Consider the following 21,272-nt stretch of genomic DNA (forward strand, 5'->3'; position numbering starts at 1 on the left):
ATTAGCCGTTTTAGCGATAGTCTTTGGTTGAATTAAAGCTTAAGTATACCGCCAGCAAGGATAGCCTCCAACCGTTGTTAAGCATTGGTGCGAATCTCTGTGCAGAGATCCTTTACCATCGTGTTATAATTTGCGAAATACGCCTTACAGGTAGCCCATTTTAAAAAAATTGAGCAGAGACAATGTTTGATAATCTAACCGACAGACTATCGCGCACATTGCGCAATATCAGTGGCCGTGGGCGACTGACCGAAGACAATATTAAAGAGACACTGCGTGAAGTTCGCATGGCTTTACTTGAAGCTGATGTTGCATTGCCTGTAGTGCGTGATTTTATTTCGTGCGTTAAAGAGAGCGCGGTAGGCCACGAGGTTAATAAAAGCCTTACTCCCGGCCAAGAGTTTGTCAAAATTGTTCAGAATGAACTCGTTAAGGCGATGGGGGAAGTTAACAGTGAACTGAATCTTTCTACTCAGCCTCCTGCCGTCGTATTAATGGCGGGCCTGCAAGGCGCGGGTAAAACGACCAGCGTCGCCAAGCTCGGTAGTTTTCTAAAAGGAAAACAGAAGAAAAAAGTTTTGGTGGTATCTGCCGACGTCTATCGGCCAGCGGCTATCAAACAGCTTGAAACCTTGGCGCAGGCAGTGGGTATTGATTTTTATCCTTCTGACGCTCAGGAAAAACCCGTTGATATCGTGACTCAAGCGGTACAGCATGCCAAATTGAAATTCTATGATGTGCTTTTGGTGGATACGGCGGGTCGTCTGCATGTTGACGAAGCGATGATGGATGAAATCAAACAGGTTCATAAAGCCATTAATCCAGTGGAAACCCTGTTTGTTGTTGATGCGATGACGGGGCAGGATGCGGCTAATACCGCGAAAGCTTTCAATGAAGCATTGCCGCTGACCGGTGTGGTGTTAACTAAAGTCGACGGCGATGCTCGTGGCGGTGCTGCGCTATCTATTCGTCATATTACCGGTAAGCCGATTAAATTCCTGGGTGTTGGTGAAAAAACGGATGCGTTGGAGCCGTTTCACCCGGATCGTATTGCCTCTCGCATCCTTGGAATGGGCGATGTCATTTCCCTGATTGAAGAGATTGAAAGTAAAGTCGATCGCACTCAGGCTGAAAAGCTGGCTTCTAAATTAAAGAAAGGTGACGGTTTCGATTTAAATGACTTTCTAGATCAGCTAAAGCAGATGCGTAACATGGGGGGAATGGCCAGCATGTTAAGCAAAATGCCGGGAATGTCTCAAGTGCCAGATGCAGTGAAATCCCAGATGGACGATAAAATTCTGGTGAAAATGGAAGCGATTATCAATTCCATGACACGTAAAGAACGGCAAAAACCGGAAATAATTAAAGGCTCTCGTAAACGTCGTATTGCCAATGGTTCAGGCACTCAGGTTCAAGATGTTAACCGCTTGCTTAAACAATTCGACGAAATGCAGCGCATGATGAAAAAGATGAAAAAAGGCGGCCTGGCAAAAATGATGCGTGGTATGAAAGGCATGATGCCACCCGGATTTATGGGCCGTTAATCGATAAAGTCTCGAAGAATATCCACTTTGGATTGCTTTTTGCGCCAAAGTGAGTAAACTTTTCGGGCTTTTTATCTGACAACCGGACTTCGTTCCTCGATGAAGTCTGGTTGTTTTGTTAACTAATGAGGATGTTATGGTAACAATTCGTTTAGCTCGTGGCGGCGCCAAAAAGCGTCCGTTTTACCAAGTAGTCGTGACCGATAGCCGCAGCCCGCGTGATGGTCGCTTTATCGAGCGTGTTGGCTTCTTCAACCCTATTGCAACAGGGAAAGCAGAAGCACTGCGTTTAGATCTGGACCGTATCGAACATTGGATTGGTCTGGGTGCAACTGTGTCTGATCGTGTTTCTACACTGATCAAAGACGCCAAAAAAGCAGCTTAATCTGTCGCGGTGGTAACTATGAGCAAGCAAACCTGTTTTGAACCGCCTGTAAACCCAATTGTATTGGGAAAACTAGGTTCAACTTATGGTATTCGTGGTTGGCTCAGAGTTTTTTCTTCCACCGAACATGCCGAAGACATTTTTGAGTATCAACCGTGGTTTATTCAACGGGCAGGTCGGTGGCAACACATCGAACTGGAAGCCTGGAAACACCACAATCAGGATATGATCATCAAAATCAAAGGTATTGATGATCTGGATGCTGCGAATTTACTGACTAATTGCGAAATTATTGTAGATTCAGAACAACTGCCAGAGCTGGATGCGGGTGATTACTACTGGAAAGACTTAATAGGTTGCCAGGTAATCAACACCGCGGGTTATAACTTGGGGACTGTCAATGACATGATGGAAACCGGTTCTAACGACGTAATGGTAATTAAAGCAAACTTGAAAGATGCATTCGGTATCAAGGAACGGCTAATTCCGTTTCTTGATGGGCAGGTTATCAAGAAAGTCGATCTCGCTACTAAAACCATTGAAGTAGATTGGGATCCTGGTTTTTAAACTCCGGTTATAAGCGGTTGAAATGAGTGGGACGCGATAATGTGGATTGGGGTTATTAGCCTGTTTCCTGAAATGTTCCGCGCAATAACCGATTATGGGGTAACTGGCCGGGCAGTGAAAAATGGCCTGTTAAGTATTGAATGCTGGAATCCACGGGATTTTACCTATGACCGGCATCGTACCGTTGACGATCGACCTTATGGCGGTGGTCCAGGCATGTTGATGATGGTTCAGCCTTTACGGGAAGCCATTCATGCAGCAAAAACTGCGGCAGGCGAAGGCGCAAAAGTGATTTATCTTTCACCTCAGGGACGCAAACTCAACCAACAAGGGGTTTGTGAGCTGGCAACAAATGAAAAACTGATTTTGATTTGCGGCCGCTATGAAGGGATAGATGAGCGGGTGATCCAAACCGAGATTGACGAAGAGTGGTCTGTCGGTGATTACGTACTCAGCGGTGGTGAAATCCCTGCAATGACGATGATCGACTCCGTTTCTCGGTTCATACCGGGTGTTCTGGGGCGTCAGGCATCGGCGGAAGAGGACTCTTTTGCTGATGGATTGCTGGATTGTCCGCACTATACTCGCCCGGAGGTATTAGATGGTATGGAAGTTCCACCAGTATTGCTGTCTGGAAATCATGCTGAAATTAATCGCTGGCGGCTGAAACAATCGCTTGGCCGGACCTGGCTTAGAAGACCTGAACTTCTGGAAAACCTAGCTCTGACTGACGAGCAAAGGATATTGCTAATAGAGTTCCAACGGGAACATCTAGCTGAAGCAACTAATTAATCCAGACATATCCCCGAAGGGAATGTCTCTGATATATCAGTTTACCTAGGGTAAGAGAATTATTATGAGCAACATTATTAAACAACTTGAACAAGAGCAGATGAAGCAAGACGTACCTTCATTCCGTCCGGGTGACACCGTGGAAGTTAAGGTATGGGTCGTAGAAGGTGCTAAGAAACGTCTGCAGGCATTCGAGGGCGTGGTTATCGCTATCCGTAACCGCGGTCTGCACTCTGCATTCACTGTTCGCAAAGTTTCTAACGGCGAAGGTGTTGAGCGTGTATTCCAGACTCACTCCCCAGTCGTAGACAGCATTAACGTTAAACGTCGTGGTGCTGTTCGTAGAGCTAAATTGTACTATCTGCGTGAGCGTTCTGGTAAAGCCGCTCGTATTAAAGAGCGTCTGAACAGCAAATAATACGCTTTCGTTACATCCGAAAGTTATCATTAAAAGAGGTCAGCAATTGCTGGCCTCTTTTTTTTATCTCCGATTTAAAACCACGTTTTGTGGGCGTGGTCATCAATTTGGTTTATTGTAATGAAAAAACAGGTTGAATACGGGCGAGTTTTTTGGAGGATCTTTTATTACGTCCCTCTGGGGTGAAATCAATGTCCCCTTTTATGAAGGAGGATTTTTACTCATCGATAAATGATTCGGCAATACATTATTATCAGATTGTAATAATCTTAAAGACAATTATTTTGAGAGTCTTAGAATAATTTCAGACGTGATTAACTGACGATAAGGATTTGCTTTGAAAACTTTTAAAATACACAACAAAACAATGGCTTACCGAGATGAAGGTGAAGGTTTCCCGTTATTACTAGGGCATAGCTATTTGTTTGATTCTACTATGTGGGCGCCTCAGATCGAGGCTTTAAGTAAAAAATACCGGGTGATTGTTCCTGATCTCTGGGGACATGGAAATTCGGGAGAGCTACCAGAACAACATCGCACTTTAGCTGATTTAGCTCGGGATTACCTAGCGTTGATGGATCAACTTGGCATTAAAGAGTTCGCTATCATTGGGTTATCCGCTGGCGGTATGTGGGGAATTGAGTTGGTAGAGATGGCGCCGGACAGAGTTAAGGCACTGGTTTTGATGGATACCTTTGTCGGATTAGAACCTGAGGTGACTCATACAAAATACTTTGCCATGTTGGATGCGATAGAGCAGGCTGGTGCAATTCCTCAATCTATTTTGCAACAGCAGATAGCGCCAGCCTTCTTTAGTCAGCAACCGGCTCAACATTTGGTTGATGAATTAACTCAGCGTCTGGTAGCCATTCCTGCGGAAACATTGCGTAATAGTGTTGTTCCGTTAGGTAGAATAATATTTGGGCGTGAAGATAGAATGCATTTGTTGGAAAAATTAGATATTCCCTCGCTGGTTATTACTGGTGAACAAGATACGCCTCGCCCGCCTCTGGAAGGTTATTTGATGGCTGAAATATTGCACTGTGATCATATTATTATCCAGGATGCAGGGCATATTTCCACATTAGAGCAACCCCATAAAGTTAATCAGGAATTAATTGCTTTTTTACAGCAAGCTCTGTAACAAATATTTTAATAAAGAGGCCGGAAAATCCGGCCTCAGACCGTTGACATTAGTGTGTTGACTTTCCTTAATTAAATTAATGAAAAAGAGGATTGGATATAGCTTAATATTTTATGGGTGCATTCGGTAACTTTATATAAAATATAGACTGAGATTATTGATATTCTCTGTTTTTAGTAATAGAAATGAGATAAATATATTTTTTACCTGATGATTTTAAATGGAAAAATGAAAGATTAACGATCATAAAACATTGCCTATTTGTTCTGATATTAATCTTATTTTAAGATAATTATTTCTAATATTTTTCCATATGAAATAATTTTAATCTTATTAATTGGTTCTAGAATAGATTTATCATTGAATTGACTCCTTTTTCATTTTTTGTAAACAATAATTTACAGTGTTTTAGATTTGTTTACACTTTTGGATTGTATTCTTTACGACGCGTGATATGTTATTAGTCAAATGCATAAAAACAAATGAGTACAGAATGATAATTTGAGGAGAAAATCGACATGTTCATGCAAAGAGATGTACTTAATAACGTTCACATCAGTGGTGAGCAAATTCTTATCACTCCAAAAGAATTAAAGCAACAATATCCACTGAGCAATGATGATCTGCATGTTATTGCAAACGCGCGTAAAACTATTGCTGACATTGTTCAGCTCCGTGATCCCCGTTTGCTGGTAGTGTGTGGTCCTTGTTCTATTCATGACGTAGACGCGGCTTTGGATTATGCTCACCGTTTGGCCGCCCTTTCTGCTGAATTGAGTGATAGCTTGTACATCGTCATGCGTGTCTATTTTGAAAAGCCTCGTACAACCGTGGGTTGGAAAGGTCTTATTAATGATCCATTCATGGATGGTTCATTTGATGTGGAAGCTGGCCTGCATATTGCCCGCCGCTTACTACTCAGTTTGGTTAAAATGGGATTACCTCTTGCAACAGAAGCTTTAGATCCGAATAGTCCACAATATTTGGGGGATTTATTCAGTTGGTCTGCAATTGGCGCGAGAACCACGGAATCTCAGACACACCGTGAAATGGCTTCAGGTTTATCTATGCCTGTTGGTTTTAAAAATGGGACTGATGGTAGCTTGAGCACGGCAATTAATGCGATGTGTGCCGCCGCTATGCCACACCGTTTTGTGGGAATAAATCAATCGGGGCAGGTGTGTTTATTACAAACTCAAGGAAACCCGAATGGACATATTATCTTGCGTGGAGGTAAGACCCCTAATTACAGCGCCCAACATGTAATGGAATGTGAACAGCAAATGATTCAGTCTGGATTATTGCCATCCTTGATGATTGATTGTAGTCATGGTAACTCTAACAAGGATTTTCGTCGCCAAAGTTTGGTTGTGGATTCTGTTGCGGATCAGATCATTTCAGGGAATCGCTCTATTACTGGCATTATGTTGGAAAGCAACATTAATGAGGGTAATCAATCCTCTGAGCAACCGCGTAGTGAAATGAAATATGGCGTATCAGTGACTGACGCGTGTATTAGTTGGCAGACGACAGAGGCGATTCTAAGAAAATTACATCAGCAACTTAGCAGGCAATTGTCGCAAAGAATGACAGTACTGAAAAAAGCGGGATAATAAATATGGCGGCTGAATTATCTCAATTGCGGGATAAGATTGATGAAGTGGATAAAGCTTTGCTGGGCTTACTGGCAAAGCGTCTGGAATTGGTTGCAGAGATTGGTGAGGTAAAAAGCCAGAATGGGTTATCAATTTATGCGCCTGACAGAGAAATGGCGATGCTTGCTTCACGTCGGCAGGAGGCCGAAGAGTTTGGTGTTCCACCTGATTTAATTGAAGATATTCTGCGCCGTATTATGCGGGAGTCCTACACCAGTGAAAATAACAAAGGGTTTAAAACGCTTTGTCCTCAATTGGGGCCGATAGTCATTGTTGGTGGCTTGGGCAAAATGGGGAAACTGTTTGGCCGCTTGTTAACATTGTCTGGTTATGAAGTCAAAAATCTGGAGCCACAAGATTGGCCTGACGCGGAGCAGATTCTGGCGGGAGTGGGTATGGTGATTATCAGTGTGCCTATCCATTTGACAGAAGAGGTTATTCGCCGTTTACCGCCATTACCTGACCATTGCATTTTGGTGGATTTGGCGTCCGTTAAACAGCAGCCATTACAAGCTATGCTTGATGTGCATAAAGGTCCAGTGTTGGGATTACATCCTATGTTTGGGCCGGATGTCGGTAGTTTGGTAAAACAAGTTGTTGTTTACTGTGACGGACGTCAAGAGGAAGCTTATCAATGGTTTTTAGAACAGTTGTTGATTTGGGGGGCTTGCTTGCATCAAATGAGTCCTGAACAGCATGATAAAAACATGAGCTTTATTCAGGCGTTGCGCCATTTCACGACATTTGCTTATGGGCAACATCTCGCACAGGAAGGTGCTGATTTACAACAACTGTTATCAATATCTTCGCCTATTTACCGTTTGGAACTGATCATGGTCGGGCGGTTGTTTGCGCAAGATCCTCAGCTTTACGCGGATATTATTATGTCATCACCAGAGAATATTGATCTTATACGCCGTTATCATCAAAGTTTTGGACAAGCGTTAGGGATATTGGAAAGCCGGGATAAACGGGCTTTTGTCAGCAGTTTTGAAGATGTTAGTGAATGGTTTGGTGATTATGCGCCTCATTTTATGAGAGAGAGCAGGGTATTGCTTCAACAAGCGAATGATAGCCGCCAATAGCTATATCCTATGGATTTCAAGATGCATCGCGACGGCAAGGGAGTGAATCCCCGGGAGCATACGAACTATGTGACCGGGGTGAGCGAGTGCAGCCAACAAAGAGGCAACTTGAAAGATAACGGGTATAAAAAGAATCGGATATGACAATACCCTGTTCAAATTGCTGACAAATTTAATTGTATTAATGAGGGTGAAAGGCTTTGCAGATTAGATCACATTAAAGGCATAAAATAGAGGAATAGCTTAAATTAAACCGTAAAAAAGCAATGCTATTGGACGGATTAAAGTCGTATAAAGCAAGTTTAAACTGGCGTATTTAAGGTATTGCAATTTTACATGGGAGATGAGCAATATAATAATGCTGAAAATAGCTGAGTTATTATTTGGTTAAATTATTTATTTGCGGGTTTTGTTACGCTGGTTTTTTATCATCGAGTTATTTAACTGGTTTAGGAAAAGGTTATTCACCGGTTGAAAACGTTATTAAAGATGGTTTTTGGGGAGATATATTTTCTGGTAAACGGATAAACCTATTCATATTTTCATTTATCTTTTTTTCTAGGTATGTAAGCATTGATAAAGCCAGTTTTTATTTTTTACTGATAGCTTTATGATGGGCAGTTTTTAAGTTGTTATTAAAAGTCATGGTGTTAACTTCTGGGTTTAATCGGTATAGAGTTTTAACCATGTTTTACCACTTTTTTATCCCTGTTTTTTACTAAGTTTAACCATCATGGTATGTGGTCTTACGTTTAATGAGCATTAATCATATTCGCTTTAAGTATTAATAAAATCGATTTTCATTGCTTATTTTTTACTGATGGTTTTACGATGGCAGTTTTTAAGTTGTTATTAAAAGTCATGGTGTTAACTTCCGGGTTTAATCGGTATACGGTTTTAACCATGTTTTTACCTCCTTTAATACCTGCTTTTTAGATGGTAAATGAATCTGGGGAAAAAAGCTGAACCGGATTTAATCTGACAGATACCTTATAAATAACCGGTAATTGTTAAAGCTGAGATAGTACAGGTTTTAACAGTTGTTTTCCCTTTTTTAATGCCTTTTTTATTAAAGTTTAACCATCATGGTATGTGGTTTTACGTTTAATGAGTATTAATCATCTTCGTTTTAAACATTAACAAAACCGGTTTTTATTTCTTACTGATAGTTTTATGATAGGTGGTTTTCAAGTGATTATTAAAAGTCATGGTTTTAAGTTTTAACTTCTGGATTTAATTGGTATAAATTTTTAATCGTGTTTTTATCCCCTTTAATGCCTTTTTTATTAAGTTTAACCATCATGGTATGTCGTTTTTTACGCTTAATGAGCATTAATCATATTCGTTTTAAACATTAACAAAATCGATTTTCATTGCTTATTTTTTACTGATGGTTTTACGATGGGCAGTTTTTTAGTTGTTATTAAAAGTCATGGTGTTAACTTCTGGGTTTAATCGGTATAGAGTTTTAACCATGTTTTACCCCTTTTTTACACCTGTTTTTTACTAAGTTTAACCATCATGGTATGTGGTTTTACGTTCAATGAGTATTAATCATCTTCGTTTTAAACATTAACAAAACCGATTTTTATTGCTTATTTTTCACTGATGGTTTTACGATGGGCGGTTTTAAAGTTGTTATTAAAAGTCATGGTTTTAATTTCTGGATTTAATGGCATACGGTTTTAATCGTATTTTTACCCCTTTTAACGTCTGCTTTTTAGATGGTAAATGAATCTGGGGAAGAAAAGCTGAACCGGATTTAATCTGACAGATACATTATAAATAACCGGTAATTGTTAAAGCTGAGATAGTACAGGTTTTAACAGTTGTTTTCCCCTCTTTTAATGCCCTGTTTTATTAAAGTTTAACCATCATGGTATGTGGTGTTTTACGCTCAATGAGTATTAATCATATCCGCTTTAAGCATTAACAAAACCGATTTTTATTGCTTATTTTTCACTGATGGTTTTACGATGGGCGGTTTTAAAGTTGTTATTAAAAGTCATGGTTTTAGTTTCTGGATTTAATGGCATACGGTTTTAATCGTATTTTTTCCCCTTTTAACGTCTGCTTTTTAGATGGTAAATGAATCTGGGGAAAAAAAGCTGAACCGGATTTAATCTGACAGATACATTATAAATAACCGGTAATTGTTAAAGCTGAGATAGTACAGGTTTTAACAGTTGTTTTCCCCTCTTTTAATGCCTTGTTTTATTAAAGTTTAACCATCATGGTATTATGTGGTGTTTTACGCTCAATAAGCATTAATCATATTCTCTTTAAGCATTAACAAAACCGATTTTTATTGCTTATTTTTCACTGATGGTTTTACGATGGGCAATTTTTAAATTGTTATTAAAAGTCATGGTTTAGCTTCTGGGTTTAATCGGTATAAGGTTTTAACACTATTTTTATCTTTTTTTACACCTGTTTTTTATTAGGTTTAATCACAATGGGATATCGTGTTTTATATTTAACGAATGTTAATCATCCTTGCTTTATCTTTACTGACTCCGTTTTTATTGACAATCTTGAGAGGTTTTTATCAGTCATTACCCTTTATTTTTTTTAAATCAGCCAGTAAATGGCCTAACGATGTAAAGATATTCTTTTAGATAATCAACTCTATTTTCAGGGCTTAAATCCTGACAGATTAACCGTTTTACCCCTTTTTTATTGCGTTATTTTTATAACCTGTTTCGTAAAATAATTGGGATATAGCATCGCTGATGAATAAGCGGGGAGTAAGCTGTTTTTAGATGATCTTTACCTTTTAAAAATTTGGCATTAATGGGTGCCCGTTTTTTTACACTTTTTTAATTAATAACCGAGTTAATCGCCCATAAAAAGGCGCTTGCGATCGTCCCAAAAAGCGAATGCAAGCAAAAAAGGAAAGTAAATAGTATTAAACAGATGATAAACCTATGAGGCTATTCTCATTCTGAGGCGTTTTATTTCTGAATTAAAAATTCATTTAATGAATGACCTTCATTGAGGAGTTTTTGTAAACCTGATGGTTTTTTCCCGTTTCCTGACCAGTATTTAACTTCTCCATTTTCATTAAACTGATACTTAGGTTTTCTCGTCTTTCCTTTTCCTGCATTTGATTTTTTAGCTTTAAAACTAGAGACGGTAACAGGTATATTAATGGTCTTAAGATCAAGGCCGGTTTCTTCAATCAGCCTTAATATTTCTAAACGTTTTTGTTCTTTTTGTTCCGCTTCTAAACTCATTAATCTGAAGATTTCTTTGTTTTCTTGAACGACTACCTCTAATGCTTTGTAAACATCATCTAACCATTCAACATCTTTTGTTTGCGCAAATCTTCTTAATGTGGATATTCTTGATAAATGGTTTGATACAATCTCATATTCTTGTTCTATGGTTAATGTTGTCATTTTGTCACCTTGTTAATAAGTTTAAAACCTGTCTTTTCTGATGTTTTCTCTTCCGGTGTCAGTATAACACCAGATTTTTTACTTGCTTTAAAAAAGCTTTAATCATTTCTGTTTTACCTTTAATGATTAAAGTTTTTGCCTTCTTTTTCACGATATGCTTGCGGTTTTTTCCAGGCTTTAAAACCGTGGCGACAGATAAAACGTGGTTTTTATTAACACCGGTTTTGTCACATTCAGATAAACGTATTTAAGCTGAGAAAGTCGGGGTTTACGAAATAAATAAAAAGCCTTTAAACCGAAGGTTAAAGGCAGTAAAAATTTTCTCATTGATAATAAAAATGTTGAAAGCCAATAATCTGAACCGGATATTTTAATACCCGGTTCTTTTTAATCAGGAAGGATTAACCGGCACCACACTTTCTGTTGGATAACATCCCAATACCTTTAATGAATGAGTGATTTTCGCCAATGCTTTCAGAACGTGTTGCATATTAATTGAACGAATATTAGCTTGGACATCAATATAAAACATCTCTTCCCACGGATTCCCGTTAATCGGGCGAGATTCCAGTTTACTCATAATAATATTATGTTTTTTCAGCACCATTAACGCATCTACCAGCGCGCCTGCCTGCTGTCCGGTTGCCATAATAAATGTCGTTTTGGCCGGTACCTGTTCTGCAACTTCAATAGGCTGACGGGCAACAATAATGAAACGAGTAATATTATGTGATTGATTGGCTAGATTCTGTTCCAGAACTTGTAACTGATAAAGTGCGCCGCCCGCTTCACTACCTAAAGCTGCAATTTCTGGTGAATTCTGTTCAGCGACTTCTTGCATTGCTGCGGCAGTGCTTTCGCAATATTTAATTTTCCAATGTGGGAATTGATTAATATATTGGCTACATTGTTGGAATGGTTGAGGGTGACTGTAAACCGTTTTGATCTCTGATAGCGTTGTGTCTCTTGCAACGAGTAGGCAATGGTCAATAGGAAGGGTTATTTCTCCCACAATTGACAAATTGGTATGTTGCAACAAGTCATAAACATCATTGATGGAACCAGAGCTGGTATTTTCAATGGGTAACATTCCGTAATCCGCTTGGCCTGTTTCAACCAGGGAGAAGATATCCTGGAACTTATGACAGCTACATTCAATTAATTGATTGAAATGGCGTGCGGTATATTGGCGGGCTGCGATATGAGAGTAGGAGCCTCTAGGACCGAGGAATGCAATACGCGCTGAATCTTGGGGTGTTTGATTTAGGTGTTGCTGCAATAATGCTTGTTGAGTGAGTACGGAATCTTCAATGATCATCTGAAAGAGACGCGAAATATAAAAGCCATCAAGCCCGTAGTTTTTCCCTTTTTTAATTAGGACATCTAATAGTTCTCGTTCGCGATCTTTGTCTCTGATAGGGCGATTATCCTTTAACTTAGTTTGTGCGATATTAAAAGCTAATTGGCGACGCTCTGCTAGTAAAATCAGTAACTTTAAATCAAGTTCGCTGACTTTTTCCCGTATTTTCAGCAAATTATTTTGATCCATAAATGGGTTCCTAATGGGTTATTCACATTCTGATAATAATAGGTTTGCAATAGACAGAAAAAAGCCTCCCGATGGGGAGGCTTACTGTTCGTCTTCTCACTCTTTTTTCAACGACGAAAGCCTCCCTCAGGGGAAGGTAAAAAAGAAAGAAGAGAAAAACAGGTTTGTATTCATCATATTCTCATATTCATAGTTTATGTGACCGATCTTTGTCCAACCGGGCGAAGCTTTCCATTATGCTTTCCATTTCATCGGCAGCCATCCGCACTGGACAAGGGGTTACGGTAATTTTCGTTAATTAACCTTATGTTGTTGTTTCTGTCAACAAAAAACGCGTCCAAATTGGACGCGTCAGAGGCAAGTCATTGTTATTTTATTGTGATATTTCTGGTTCTGTTTCTAGTTGTGCTTCTAGGTTAAGGTTTAATTCTTTAACACTGTTGTCAGTACGGCGTGCCTCTCCCTTATGCTGTACTTTGTTCAATTGACGCTCCAGTTTTGTTAATAATTCATTGATAGCAATATACATATCTTCATGCTTCGCACCGGCAACTAGCATACCATTCGGTATACTTATGGTTGCATCAGCCCTAAAAATTTGAGGCCCTTTTGATAGAATAATATGAGGATTTATCAGATTTACTTGCCATTTATTTAGTTTGCTTAGACGTTTTTCTACGTGGTTGCGAATTGCCGGGGTAATCTCCATTTGTTTGCTGGTAATATTCACTATCATATAGTTACCTCTCATTATTGATTATCCACCTTCAATAATTTCAGAATACATTTCTTTTTCATGAAAAAGGTGATCTAAATCACGTTTAACTAGACATGAGGCAACTAGTTGAAGTAATTGTGATTAATGGTAAAAATACAAAGAATATCTATTGCAGGATTGAAGCTAATGAGACATTATTGACAAGTTGAGTCTTTTATTCTCCTAATGGATAAGCGGTTTTTTTGGATTTGACAAGTAAAAATAAAACAGCGGCGCCAACCGCTGTTTTATCATCTGCTTTTTTATACAGGATTAGCAGCAATGAGTTTTGCTACTTTATCTGCCTGAGCTGTTAAACCCAAATGTGTATAAGCTTTTTTCATGTAAGGCAATGCTGCGAGAGTTGGCTGTGTATCAGGGTAATCACGTAACATTTGCTCAACTCGATTTACCACCGCGACATAGGCGCCGCGTTTGTTATAATATTCCACCACAGAAAGTTCATACTTTGCCAGGCGCTCTTTGATAAACATTAAACGCTTAATGGCATCGGCGGTATACAGGCTGTTAGGATGATAGCGTACTAATTGGCTAAAATCCTTGAATGCTACCCTGGCGTGTTCAGGATCACGATCTGAGCGGTCAATGCCGAAGAAACTCTGCAATAGACTGTTATCTAAGGCTTGTGAAGTTAATCCTCGCATATACAGAACATAATCAATGTTGGGGTGAGTTGGATTCAGGCGTATGAAGCGGTCAATAGAAGCAAGCGCCATTGGCAAGTCAGAGGATTTATAATAAGCATAAATCAGATCGAGTTGTACTTGCTGTGAATAGGGGCCGAATGGATAGCGATTATCGAGGGTTTCCAATTGCTTGATCGCATCTGGATAGCTACCCTTTTGCAGCTTTTCCTGACCCTTAGAGTAAATTTCCGCGGGTGGGCTGTCGGGGACAGCATTTTTATTACCAGCGCACCCGGAAAGTACCAGGCTCAATGTGGCTGCCGCCACCAGATATTTTATGCGTATCATCACGTGTTGATTATCCTCTGAGTGTTTTCTGGGAGACTATCCATGAAGCTCCCGGCAAAAGATCGAGTTACAATAGCACACTATATTAAATTAAACGGCTCTGCCGTCAAAACTCAACGTAAGTGTAGAAACAATATATGGCACAACAAATTCGACTTAATACAACAGTCGCCGAATCTCAGCTCGGTCAACGTTTAGATCAGGCTTTGGCTGAATTGTTCCCTGATTATTCAAGATCACGCATAAAAGATTGGATCTTGGATGACAGAGTTCAGGTTAATGGCAAATTAATCAATAAGCCAAAAGAAAAAGTGCTGGGAGGTGAAGAAATTGCAATTGATGCCATCATTGAAGAAGATGCGCGTTGGGAACCTCAGAATATTGCGTTAAATATTGTCTATGAAGATGATGACATTCTAGTCATAAACAAATCGCGTGATTTGGTCGTTCATCCGGGAGCAGGAAATCCAGACGGTACGGTATTGAATGCGCTGTTATATCGCTATCCTGAAATTGCCGATGTTCCTCGGGCGGGCATTGTTCACCGTCTTGATAAAGATACGACAGGGCTGATGGTCATTGCTAAAACGGTTCCCGCTCAAACACGTTTAGTCGAATCACTCCAACTACGCGAAATTACCCGTGAATATGAAGCGGTGGCGATAGGTCGTATGACCGCTGGCGGAATCGTTGAAGAGCCCATTTCTCGTCATCCAACAAAACGAACGCATATGGCAGTGCATCCAATGGGAAAACCGGCTATTACCCATTATCGGGTAATGGAGCACTTTAGGGCGCATACTCGTCTGCGCCTCAGACTGGAAACAGGCAGAACACACCAGATACGTGTTCACATGGCCCATATCAGTCACCCATTGGTAGGCGATCCTTTGTATGGCGGTCGTCCTCGTCCTTTGAAAGGGGCTTCTGATGAATTTCGCGAGGTAATGCGTAACTTTGATCGTCAGGCATTGCACGCCACGATGCTGCGCCTTTATCATCCGATAACCGGCATTGAAATGGAGTGGCACGCTGAATTACCCGAAGATATGGTGATGCTGGTTAAGGCATTAAAAACAGATGCAGAAGCGTTTAAAGACGAAATGGATTGGTAAATGACCTCGCTTATTTTTCCAAACTGGCCGCGGCCGACGACAGTAAAAGCCTGTAGTTCTACCCGTTTAGGGGGAATGAGCTTATCGCCTTACGATAGCCTGAATCTGGGCACGCATGTTGGTGATAAACCTGATGTTGTAGAACAAAACAGGCATATTTTAGCGGAAATGGCAGAACTGCCTCAGCAACCAATCTGGTTAGAACAGGTTCATGGTACGCGCGTTGTGAGACTTAATGGTCAGCCACTGGAAGATAAGAGAGCTGACGCTGTTTATACCAATATTCCTGGGCAGGTTTGTGCTGTGATGACGGCAGATTGCCTGCCTGTACTATTTTGCAGTTTTGCCGGTGATGAGGTTGCGGCTGCCCATGCGGGGTGGCGAGGTTTATGCGCTGGCGTACTGGAAAACACTATCGCTCAATTTAACGCTAAACCTCATCAGATCCAAGCTTGGTTAGGGCCGGCGATTGGCGCGAAAAAATTTGAAGTCGGCAATGAAGTTTTGCAAGCGTTCACTAGCCAGCATGCTGATTTGAGTCAAGCTTTTATACCTTTTGGCGAAAAGTATTTAGCGGATATCTATTTGTTGGCAAAACTAAAATTGCAATCTGTTGGTGTGAATGCGATTTTTGGCGGGAGTGAGTGTACTGTCACTAATAAAGAGAAATTTTTCTCTTATCGGCGTGATGGGATCACCGGACGTATGGCAACTTTAATCTGGCTGATATAACCTATCCCGTAGGGCGATCCGTTGGCGCATAAGGGAATATCTCACAATTTGCTTTTCAGAATAACCTTGAATATTTGAGGAATGGCCTCATTTAATCTCCAGTAGCAACATTCTGAACAGTATTGGAGGTGTTATGCGTCTGGATCGTCTTACTAATAAATTCCAGCTTGCTCTCGCTGACGCCCAGTCCTTTGCACTTGGGCATGATAATCAGTTCATCGAACCAATTCACTTAATGAGTTCACTGTTAAAACAAGAGGGTGGCTCTATTCGCCCATTATTAACGTCAATTGGAATCGATGCAGGCCGTGTCAGCAATCAGCTTGAGCTGGCTTTAGAACGTTTGCCGCGGGTACAGGGTGTTGGTGGTGATGTGCAACCATCCAATGACTTAGTTCGCCATTTAAATCTGTGCGACAAATTAGCACAAAAAGCCGGGGATAATTTTATCTCCTCTGAATTATTTGTTCTGGCAGCATTGGAAGAACGTGGCACATTAAGTGACATATTGAAAGCTGTCGGCGCAACAAAAGAAAAAATCACTAAGGCAATAGAACAAATGCGTGGTGGTGAAAAAGTTGATAATCAGGGAGCGGAAGATCAACGCCAAGCCCTGAAAAAATATACTATTGATCTGACTGAACGTGCTGAACAAGGCAAACTTGATCCGGTGATTGGCCGTGATGAAGAAATTCGCCGCACTATTCAGGTATTACAACGCCGTACCAAAAATAATCCGGTCTTAATTGGTGAGCCCGGGGTTGGTAAAACGGCTATTGTTGAGGGGCTTGCTCAACGAATCATTAATGGTGAAGTTCCTGAGGGGCTTAAAAATAAGCGCGTACTTTCTCTGGATATGGGAGCGCTATTAGCAGGGGCTAAATATCGTGGTGAATTCGAGGAACGTTTGAAAGGTGTGCTGAACGACCTTTCCAAGCAGGAGGGCAATGTCATTCTGTTTATTGACGAATTGCATACTATGGTTGGAGCGGGTAAGGCTGATGGGGCAATGGATGCCGGCAACATGTTAAAACCAGCCTTGGCCCGTGGCGAACTTCACTGTGTTGGGGCAACAACACTGGATGAATATCGTCAATACATTGAAAAAGATGCAGCGCTGGAACGCCGTTTTCAAAAAGTCTATGTCGCAGAACCTTCCGTGGAAGACACTATCGCTATTTTGCGCGGTTTGAAAGAACGTTATGAGTTACATCATCATGTACAAATTACCGACCCTGCAATTGTCGCGGCCGCAACATTATCTCACCGTTATATCTCAGACCGTATGTTGCCGGATAAAGCGATCGACTTGATCGATGAAGCGGGCGCCAGTTTACGTATGCAAATGGATTCAAAACCGGAAGCGCTGGACCGTCTGGAGCGTCGGGTTATCCAATTGAAATTGGAACAGCAGGCGCTGAAAAAAGAGTCTGATGATGCCAGTAAAAAACGGCTTGAAATGCTTAATGAAGAGCTGATCGTAAAAGAGCGCGAATATTCTGAACTGGAAGAAGAGTGGAAAGCTGAGAAAGCAGCACTGACCGGTACTCAGCACATAAAAGCAGAATTGGAAAATGCCCGTATCAGCCTGGAACAGGCGCGCCGCGGTGGTGATTTAGCGAAGATGTCTGAAATTCAATATGGGAAAATACCTGGATTGGAAAAACAGCTTGCCGCAGCCACACAAGCTGAAGGTAAGCATATGAAACTGCTTCGTAACAAAGTTACCGATGCGGAAATTGCAGAAATTCTTGCTCGTTGGACAGGTATTCCGGTTGCCAGAATGCTGGAGAGTGAAAAAGACAAACTGTTGCGCATGGAGCAAGAGCTGCATAAACGTGTCATTGGTCAGGATGAGGCAGTCAATGCAGTATCTAATGCGATTCGCCGTAGCCGTGCTGGATTAGCTGATCCAAATCGTCCGATTGGTTCATTCTTGTTCCTTGGTCCAACCGGTGTTGGGAAAACTGAGTTGTGCAAGGCGTTAGCGAATTTCCTGTTTGACAGCGATGATGCAATGGTGCGTATCGATATGTCTGAATTTATGGAAAAACATACCGTATCACGGTTGGTAGGAGCGCCGCCGGGGTATGTTGGTTATGAAGAAGGCGGCTATCTAACAGAAGCGGTTCGCCGTCGACCTTACTCCGTTATTCTGCTTGATGAAGTGGAAAAAGCGCACTCGGATGTATTCAATATCTTATTGCAGGTGCTGGATGATGGTCGGTTGACTGATGGGCAAGGTCGTACCGTCGATTTCCGCAACACGGTTGTCATCATGACGTCTAATCTTGGGTCGGACATGATCCAAGAGCGTTTTGGTGATCTGAATTATGGTGAAATGAAAGATATGGTGATGGGAATTGTTAGCCATCATTTCAGACCTGAATTTATTAACCGTATTGATGAAGCTGTTGTGTTCCATCCATTAGGGCGTAATCACTTATCAGCGATTGCAGATATCCAATTGCAACGTTTGTACAAGCGTCTGGAAGAACGTGGTTATCAGGTGACGATTACTCAGCAAGCGTTGGACATGTTGGCGGAAGCAGGGTTCGATCCTGTTTACGGAGCACGGCCATTGAAGCGAGCTATCCAGCAGGAAATCGAAAACCCATTAGCTCAAAAGATACTTTCCGGCCAACTATTGCCAGGAAAACTAGTTACTCTGGATGTGGAAAATAGCCATATCGTAGCAAAGCAATAACTTGATATTTAACGCGAGAGTAAGGTTAACGAGAAATAAGGGGCAGGGAACTGCCTCTTTTTTTATCATTTTGCGCATTAAATCGCAATTTAGCACTATTTTTGCCTAATTGGTGTTCGGGTGGATTTTTTTTGTAATTAAACGCTTGCCAGCGTCAAAGAATTCCCTATAATGCGCCACCACTGACCGACACAACGCTGATAAAGATTGAGAGGTCAGGCAGAGAGAAAGCCAATAAGCGCTTGACTCTGCGGGTGAACAGCGTAGTATACGCAGCCCGGCTGAACGAGAATGTTAAATTTTAATTCAGCCTGCTCTTTAACAATTAATCAGACAATCTGTGTGGGCACTCACAAGACCGTATCACAAAAAAATACGTTTTAAAGTCTTGAAGAGTGAACAACAGTTAATTCATTACGAACTAATTAGTCAGAATTCTTTGAGCATCAAGCTTTGAATTGAAGAGTTTGATCATGGCTCAGATTGAACGCTGGCGGCAGGCCTAACACATGCAAGTCGGGCGGTAACAGGAAAGCGCTTGCGCTTTTGCTGACGAGCGGCGGACGGGTGAGTAATGTCTGGGGATCTGCCCGAGGGCGGGGGATAACCACTGGAAACGGTGGCTAATACCGCATAATGTCGCAAGACCAAAGTGGGGGACCTGAAAGGGCCTCACGCCGTCGGATGAACCCAGATGGGATTAGCTGGTAGGTAGGGTAATGGCCTACCTAGGCGACGATCCCTAGCTGGTCTGAGAGGATGACCAGCCACACTGGGACTGAGACACGGCCCAGACTCCTACGGGAGGCAGCAGTGGGGAATATTGCACAATGGGCGCAAGCCTGATGCAGCCATGCCGCGTGTATGAAGAAGGCCTTCGGGTTGTAAAGTACTTTCAGCGGGGAGGAAGGATTTAGCTTGAACAGAGTTGGATTTTGACGTTACCCGCAGAAGAAGCACCGGCTAACTCCGTGCCAGCAGCCGCGGTAATACGGAGGGTGCAAGCGTTAATCGGAATGACTGGGCGTAAAGCGCACGCAGGCGGTCAATTAAGTTAGATGTGAAATCCCCGGGCTCAACCTGGGAATGGCATCTAAGACTGGTTGACTGGAGTCTCGTAGAGGGGGGTAGAATTCCATGTGTAGCGGTGAAATGCGTAGAGATGTGGAGGAATACCGGTGGCGAAGGCGGCCCCCTGGACGAAGACTGACGCTCAGGTGCGAAAGCGTGGGGAGCAAACAGGATTAGATACCCTGGTAGTCCACGCTGTAAACGATGTCGATTTGGAGGTTGCGGCCCTGAGCTGTGGCTTCCGAAGCTAACGCGTTAAATCGACCGCCTGGGGAGTACGGCCGCAAGGTTAAAACTCAAATGAATTGACGGGGGCCCGCACAAGCGGTGGAGCATGTGGTTTAATTCGATGCAACGCGAAGAACCTTACCTACTCTTGACATCCTCAGAATTTGCTGGAGACGGCGAAGTGCCTTCGGGAACTGAGAGACAGGTGCTGCATGGCTGTCGTCAGCTCGTGTTGTGAAATGTTGGGTTAAGTCCCGCAACGAGCGCAACCCTTATCCTTTGTTGCCAGCACGTCGAGGTGGGAACTCAAAGGAGACTGCCGGTGATAAACCGGAGGAAGGTGGGGATGACGTCAAGTCATCATGGCCCTTACGAGTAGGGCTACACACGTGCTACAATGGCGGATACAAAGTGAAGCGACCTCGCGAGAGCAAGCGGAACACACAAAGTCTGTCGTAGTCCGGATTGGAGTCTGCAACTCGACTCCATGAAGTCGGAATCGCTAGTAATCGTAGATCAGCATGCTACGGTGAATACGTTCCCGGGCCTTGTACACACCGCCCGTCACACCATGGGAGTGGGTTGCAAAAGAAGTCGGTAGCTTAACCTTTTTGGAGGGCGCTGACCACTTTGTGGCTCATGACTGGGGTGAAGTCGTAACAAGGTAACCGTAGGGGAACCTGCGGTTGGATCACCTCCTTACCTGAGATGCGTTGAGTGCAGTGCTCACACAGATTGTCTGATGAAAGAAGAGAATAGGTTATCGTGACAGGCTTGTAGCTCAGGTGGTTAGAGCGCACCCCTGATAAGGGTGAGGTCGGTGGTTCAAGTCCACTCAGGCCTACCAAACGCTTTTCCTCTTTGCCATTTTAAACGCTGCATTACTCATGTGCTTGCGCACACTGCGTGATTCGCGTTGAAACTGGCTGTGATGAAAAGGTTTGTATAAAATTCTGCGATAGCGGTCTATTTCTGTATGGGGCTATAGCTCAGCTGGGAGAGCGCCTGCCTTGCACGCAGGAGGTCAGCGGTTCGATCCCGCTTAGCTCCACCATACTCATACTAAATGTAGTTCAGAGTATATTGGCAACAGTATGCTGCGAATTATTTTGCTCTTTAACAATCTG

Annotated in this window: 15 protein-coding genes, 2 tRNA genes, 1 rRNA gene and 1 other annotated feature; of the genes, 14 read left to right on the forward strand and 4 right to left on the reverse strand. The window is 42.1% G+C overall.

Annotated features, from left to right (window positions below; genetic code table 11):
• Nucleotides 1-182: 182 nt before the first annotated feature.
• From ffh to tyrA, 8 genes are all read left to right on the forward strand, one after another.
• On the forward strand, nt 183-1,544 hold the full coding sequence (gene ffh, locus B0X70_RS06285; RefSeq protein WP_105398119.1) for a signal recognition particle protein: 1,362 nt from the start codon (nt 183-185) through the stop codon (nt 1,542-1,544).
• Nucleotides 1,545-1,680: 136 nt separating this feature from the next.
• Nucleotides 1,681-1,929 carry a 30S ribosomal protein S16 gene (gene rpsP / locus B0X70_RS06290; RefSeq protein WP_036814097.1) on the forward strand — a complete coding sequence of 83 codons (249 nt, stop codon included), beginning with the start codon at nt 1,681-1,683 and terminating at the stop codon, nt 1,927-1,929.
• Nucleotides 1,930-1,947: 18 nt separating this feature from the next.
• Nucleotides 1,948-2,496 (forward strand): ribosome maturation factor RimM, encoded by a 549-nt coding sequence (gene rimM, locus B0X70_RS06295; RefSeq protein ID WP_036782333.1) that lies wholly within the window; start codon nt 1,948-1,950, stop codon nt 2,494-2,496.
• 39 nt (nt 2,497-2,535) lie between these two features.
• The gene (trmD, locus tag B0X70_RS06300) at nt 2,536-3,288 is read left to right on the forward strand and encodes a tRNA (guanosine(37)-N1)-methyltransferase TrmD (RefSeq protein WP_217471150.1); all 753 of its coding nucleotides are present in this window, start codon (nt 2,536-2,538) and stop codon (nt 3,286-3,288) included.
• A gap of 64 nt (nt 3,289-3,352) precedes the next feature.
• Nucleotides 3,353-3,706: a 50S ribosomal protein L19 gene (gene rplS, locus B0X70_RS06305; RefSeq protein ID WP_036814090.1), complete on the forward strand. Its 354-nt coding sequence runs from the start codon at nt 3,353-3,355 to the stop codon at nt 3,704-3,706.
• A gap of 337 nt (nt 3,707-4,043) precedes the next feature.
• Nucleotides 4,044-4,850 carry an alpha/beta fold hydrolase gene (locus B0X70_RS06310; RefSeq protein ID WP_246593458.1) on the forward strand — a complete coding sequence of 269 codons (807 nt, stop codon included), beginning with the start codon at nt 4,044-4,046 and terminating at the stop codon, nt 4,848-4,850.
• A gap of 518 nt (nt 4,851-5,368) precedes the next feature.
• A complete protein-coding gene (locus B0X70_RS06315) occupies nt 5,369-6,463 on the forward strand; it encodes a 3-deoxy-7-phosphoheptulonate synthase (protein WP_269468757.1) in 1,095 nt (364 codons plus the stop codon).
• A 5-nt stretch (nt 6,464-6,468) separates the two neighbouring features.
• Nucleotides 6,469-7,590 (forward strand): bifunctional chorismate mutase/prephenate dehydrogenase, encoded by a 1,122-nt coding sequence (gene tyrA, locus B0X70_RS06320; protein WP_105396160.1) that lies wholly within the window; start codon nt 6,469-6,471, stop codon nt 7,588-7,590.
• A gap of 2,954 nt (nt 7,591-10,544) precedes the next feature.
• On the opposite strand, the gene B0X70_RS06325 is transcribed toward tyrA, so the two are convergent.
• The 4 genes from B0X70_RS06325 to bamD form a co-directional block, all read right to left on the reverse strand.
• A complete protein-coding gene (locus tag B0X70_RS06325) occupies nt 10,545-10,991 on the reverse strand; it encodes an H-NS histone family protein (RefSeq protein WP_046395558.1) in 447 nt (148 codons plus the stop codon).
• 391 nt (nt 10,992-11,382) lie between these two features.
• Nucleotides 11,383-12,540: a bifunctional chorismate mutase/prephenate dehydratase gene (gene pheA / locus B0X70_RS06330; protein ID WP_036782318.1), complete on the reverse strand. Its 1,158-nt coding sequence runs from the start codon at nt 12,538-12,540 to the stop codon at nt 11,383-11,385.
• 55 nt (nt 12,541-12,595) lie between these two features.
• Nucleotides 12,596-12,715, reverse strand: a sequence feature (Phe leader region).
• A 198-nt stretch (nt 12,716-12,913) separates the two neighbouring features.
• Nucleotides 12,914-13,276 carry a ribosome-associated translation inhibitor RaiA gene (gene raiA / locus B0X70_RS06335; RefSeq protein ID WP_036782348.1) on the reverse strand — a complete coding sequence of 121 codons (363 nt, stop codon included), beginning with the start codon at nt 13,274-13,276 and terminating at the stop codon, nt 12,914-12,916.
• Nucleotides 13,277-13,560: 284 nt separating this feature from the next.
• Complete coding sequence (bamD, locus tag B0X70_RS06340; protein ID WP_214069787.1) at nt 13,561-14,292, reverse strand: outer membrane protein assembly factor BamD; 732 nt, start codon at nt 14,290-14,292, stop codon at nt 13,561-13,563.
• A 137-nt stretch (nt 14,293-14,429) separates the two neighbouring features.
• On the opposite strand from bamD, the gene rluD reads away from it, so the two are divergent.
• From rluD to B0X70_RS06370, 6 genes are all read left to right on the forward strand, one after another.
• On the forward strand, nt 14,430-15,407 hold the full coding sequence (gene rluD / locus B0X70_RS06345; RefSeq protein ID WP_046395557.1) for a 23S rRNA pseudouridine(1911/1915/1917) synthase RluD: 978 nt from the start codon (nt 14,430-14,432) through the stop codon (nt 15,405-15,407).
• The gene (gene yfiH / locus B0X70_RS06350; RefSeq protein ID WP_046395556.1) at nt 15,408-16,139 is read left to right on the forward strand and encodes a purine nucleoside phosphorylase YfiH; all 732 of its coding nucleotides are present in this window, start codon (nt 15,408-15,410) and stop codon (nt 16,137-16,139) included.
• 133 nt (nt 16,140-16,272) lie between these two features.
• Nucleotides 16,273-18,846 carry an ATP-dependent chaperone ClpB gene (gene clpB / locus B0X70_RS06355; RefSeq protein WP_217471151.1) on the forward strand — a complete coding sequence of 858 codons (2,574 nt, stop codon included), beginning with the start codon at nt 16,273-16,275 and terminating at the stop codon, nt 18,844-18,846.
• Nucleotides 18,847-19,301: 455 nt separating this feature from the next.
• Nucleotides 19,302-20,847, forward strand: a 16S ribosomal RNA gene (locus B0X70_RS06360).
• A 68-nt stretch (nt 20,848-20,915) separates the two neighbouring features.
• Nucleotides 20,916-20,992 (forward strand) — tRNA-Ile (locus B0X70_RS06365).
• A gap of 131 nt (nt 20,993-21,123) precedes the next feature.
• A tRNA-Ala gene (locus tag B0X70_RS06370) sits at nt 21,124-21,199 on the forward strand.
• The last annotated feature ends 73 nt before the right edge of the window (nt 21,200-21,272 follow it).

Origin of the sequence: Photorhabdus akhurstii, from assembly GCF_019090985.1 — a bacterium.
Classification (GTDB): Bacteria; Pseudomonadota; Gammaproteobacteria; order Enterobacterales; family Enterobacteriaceae; genus Photorhabdus; species Photorhabdus akhurstii.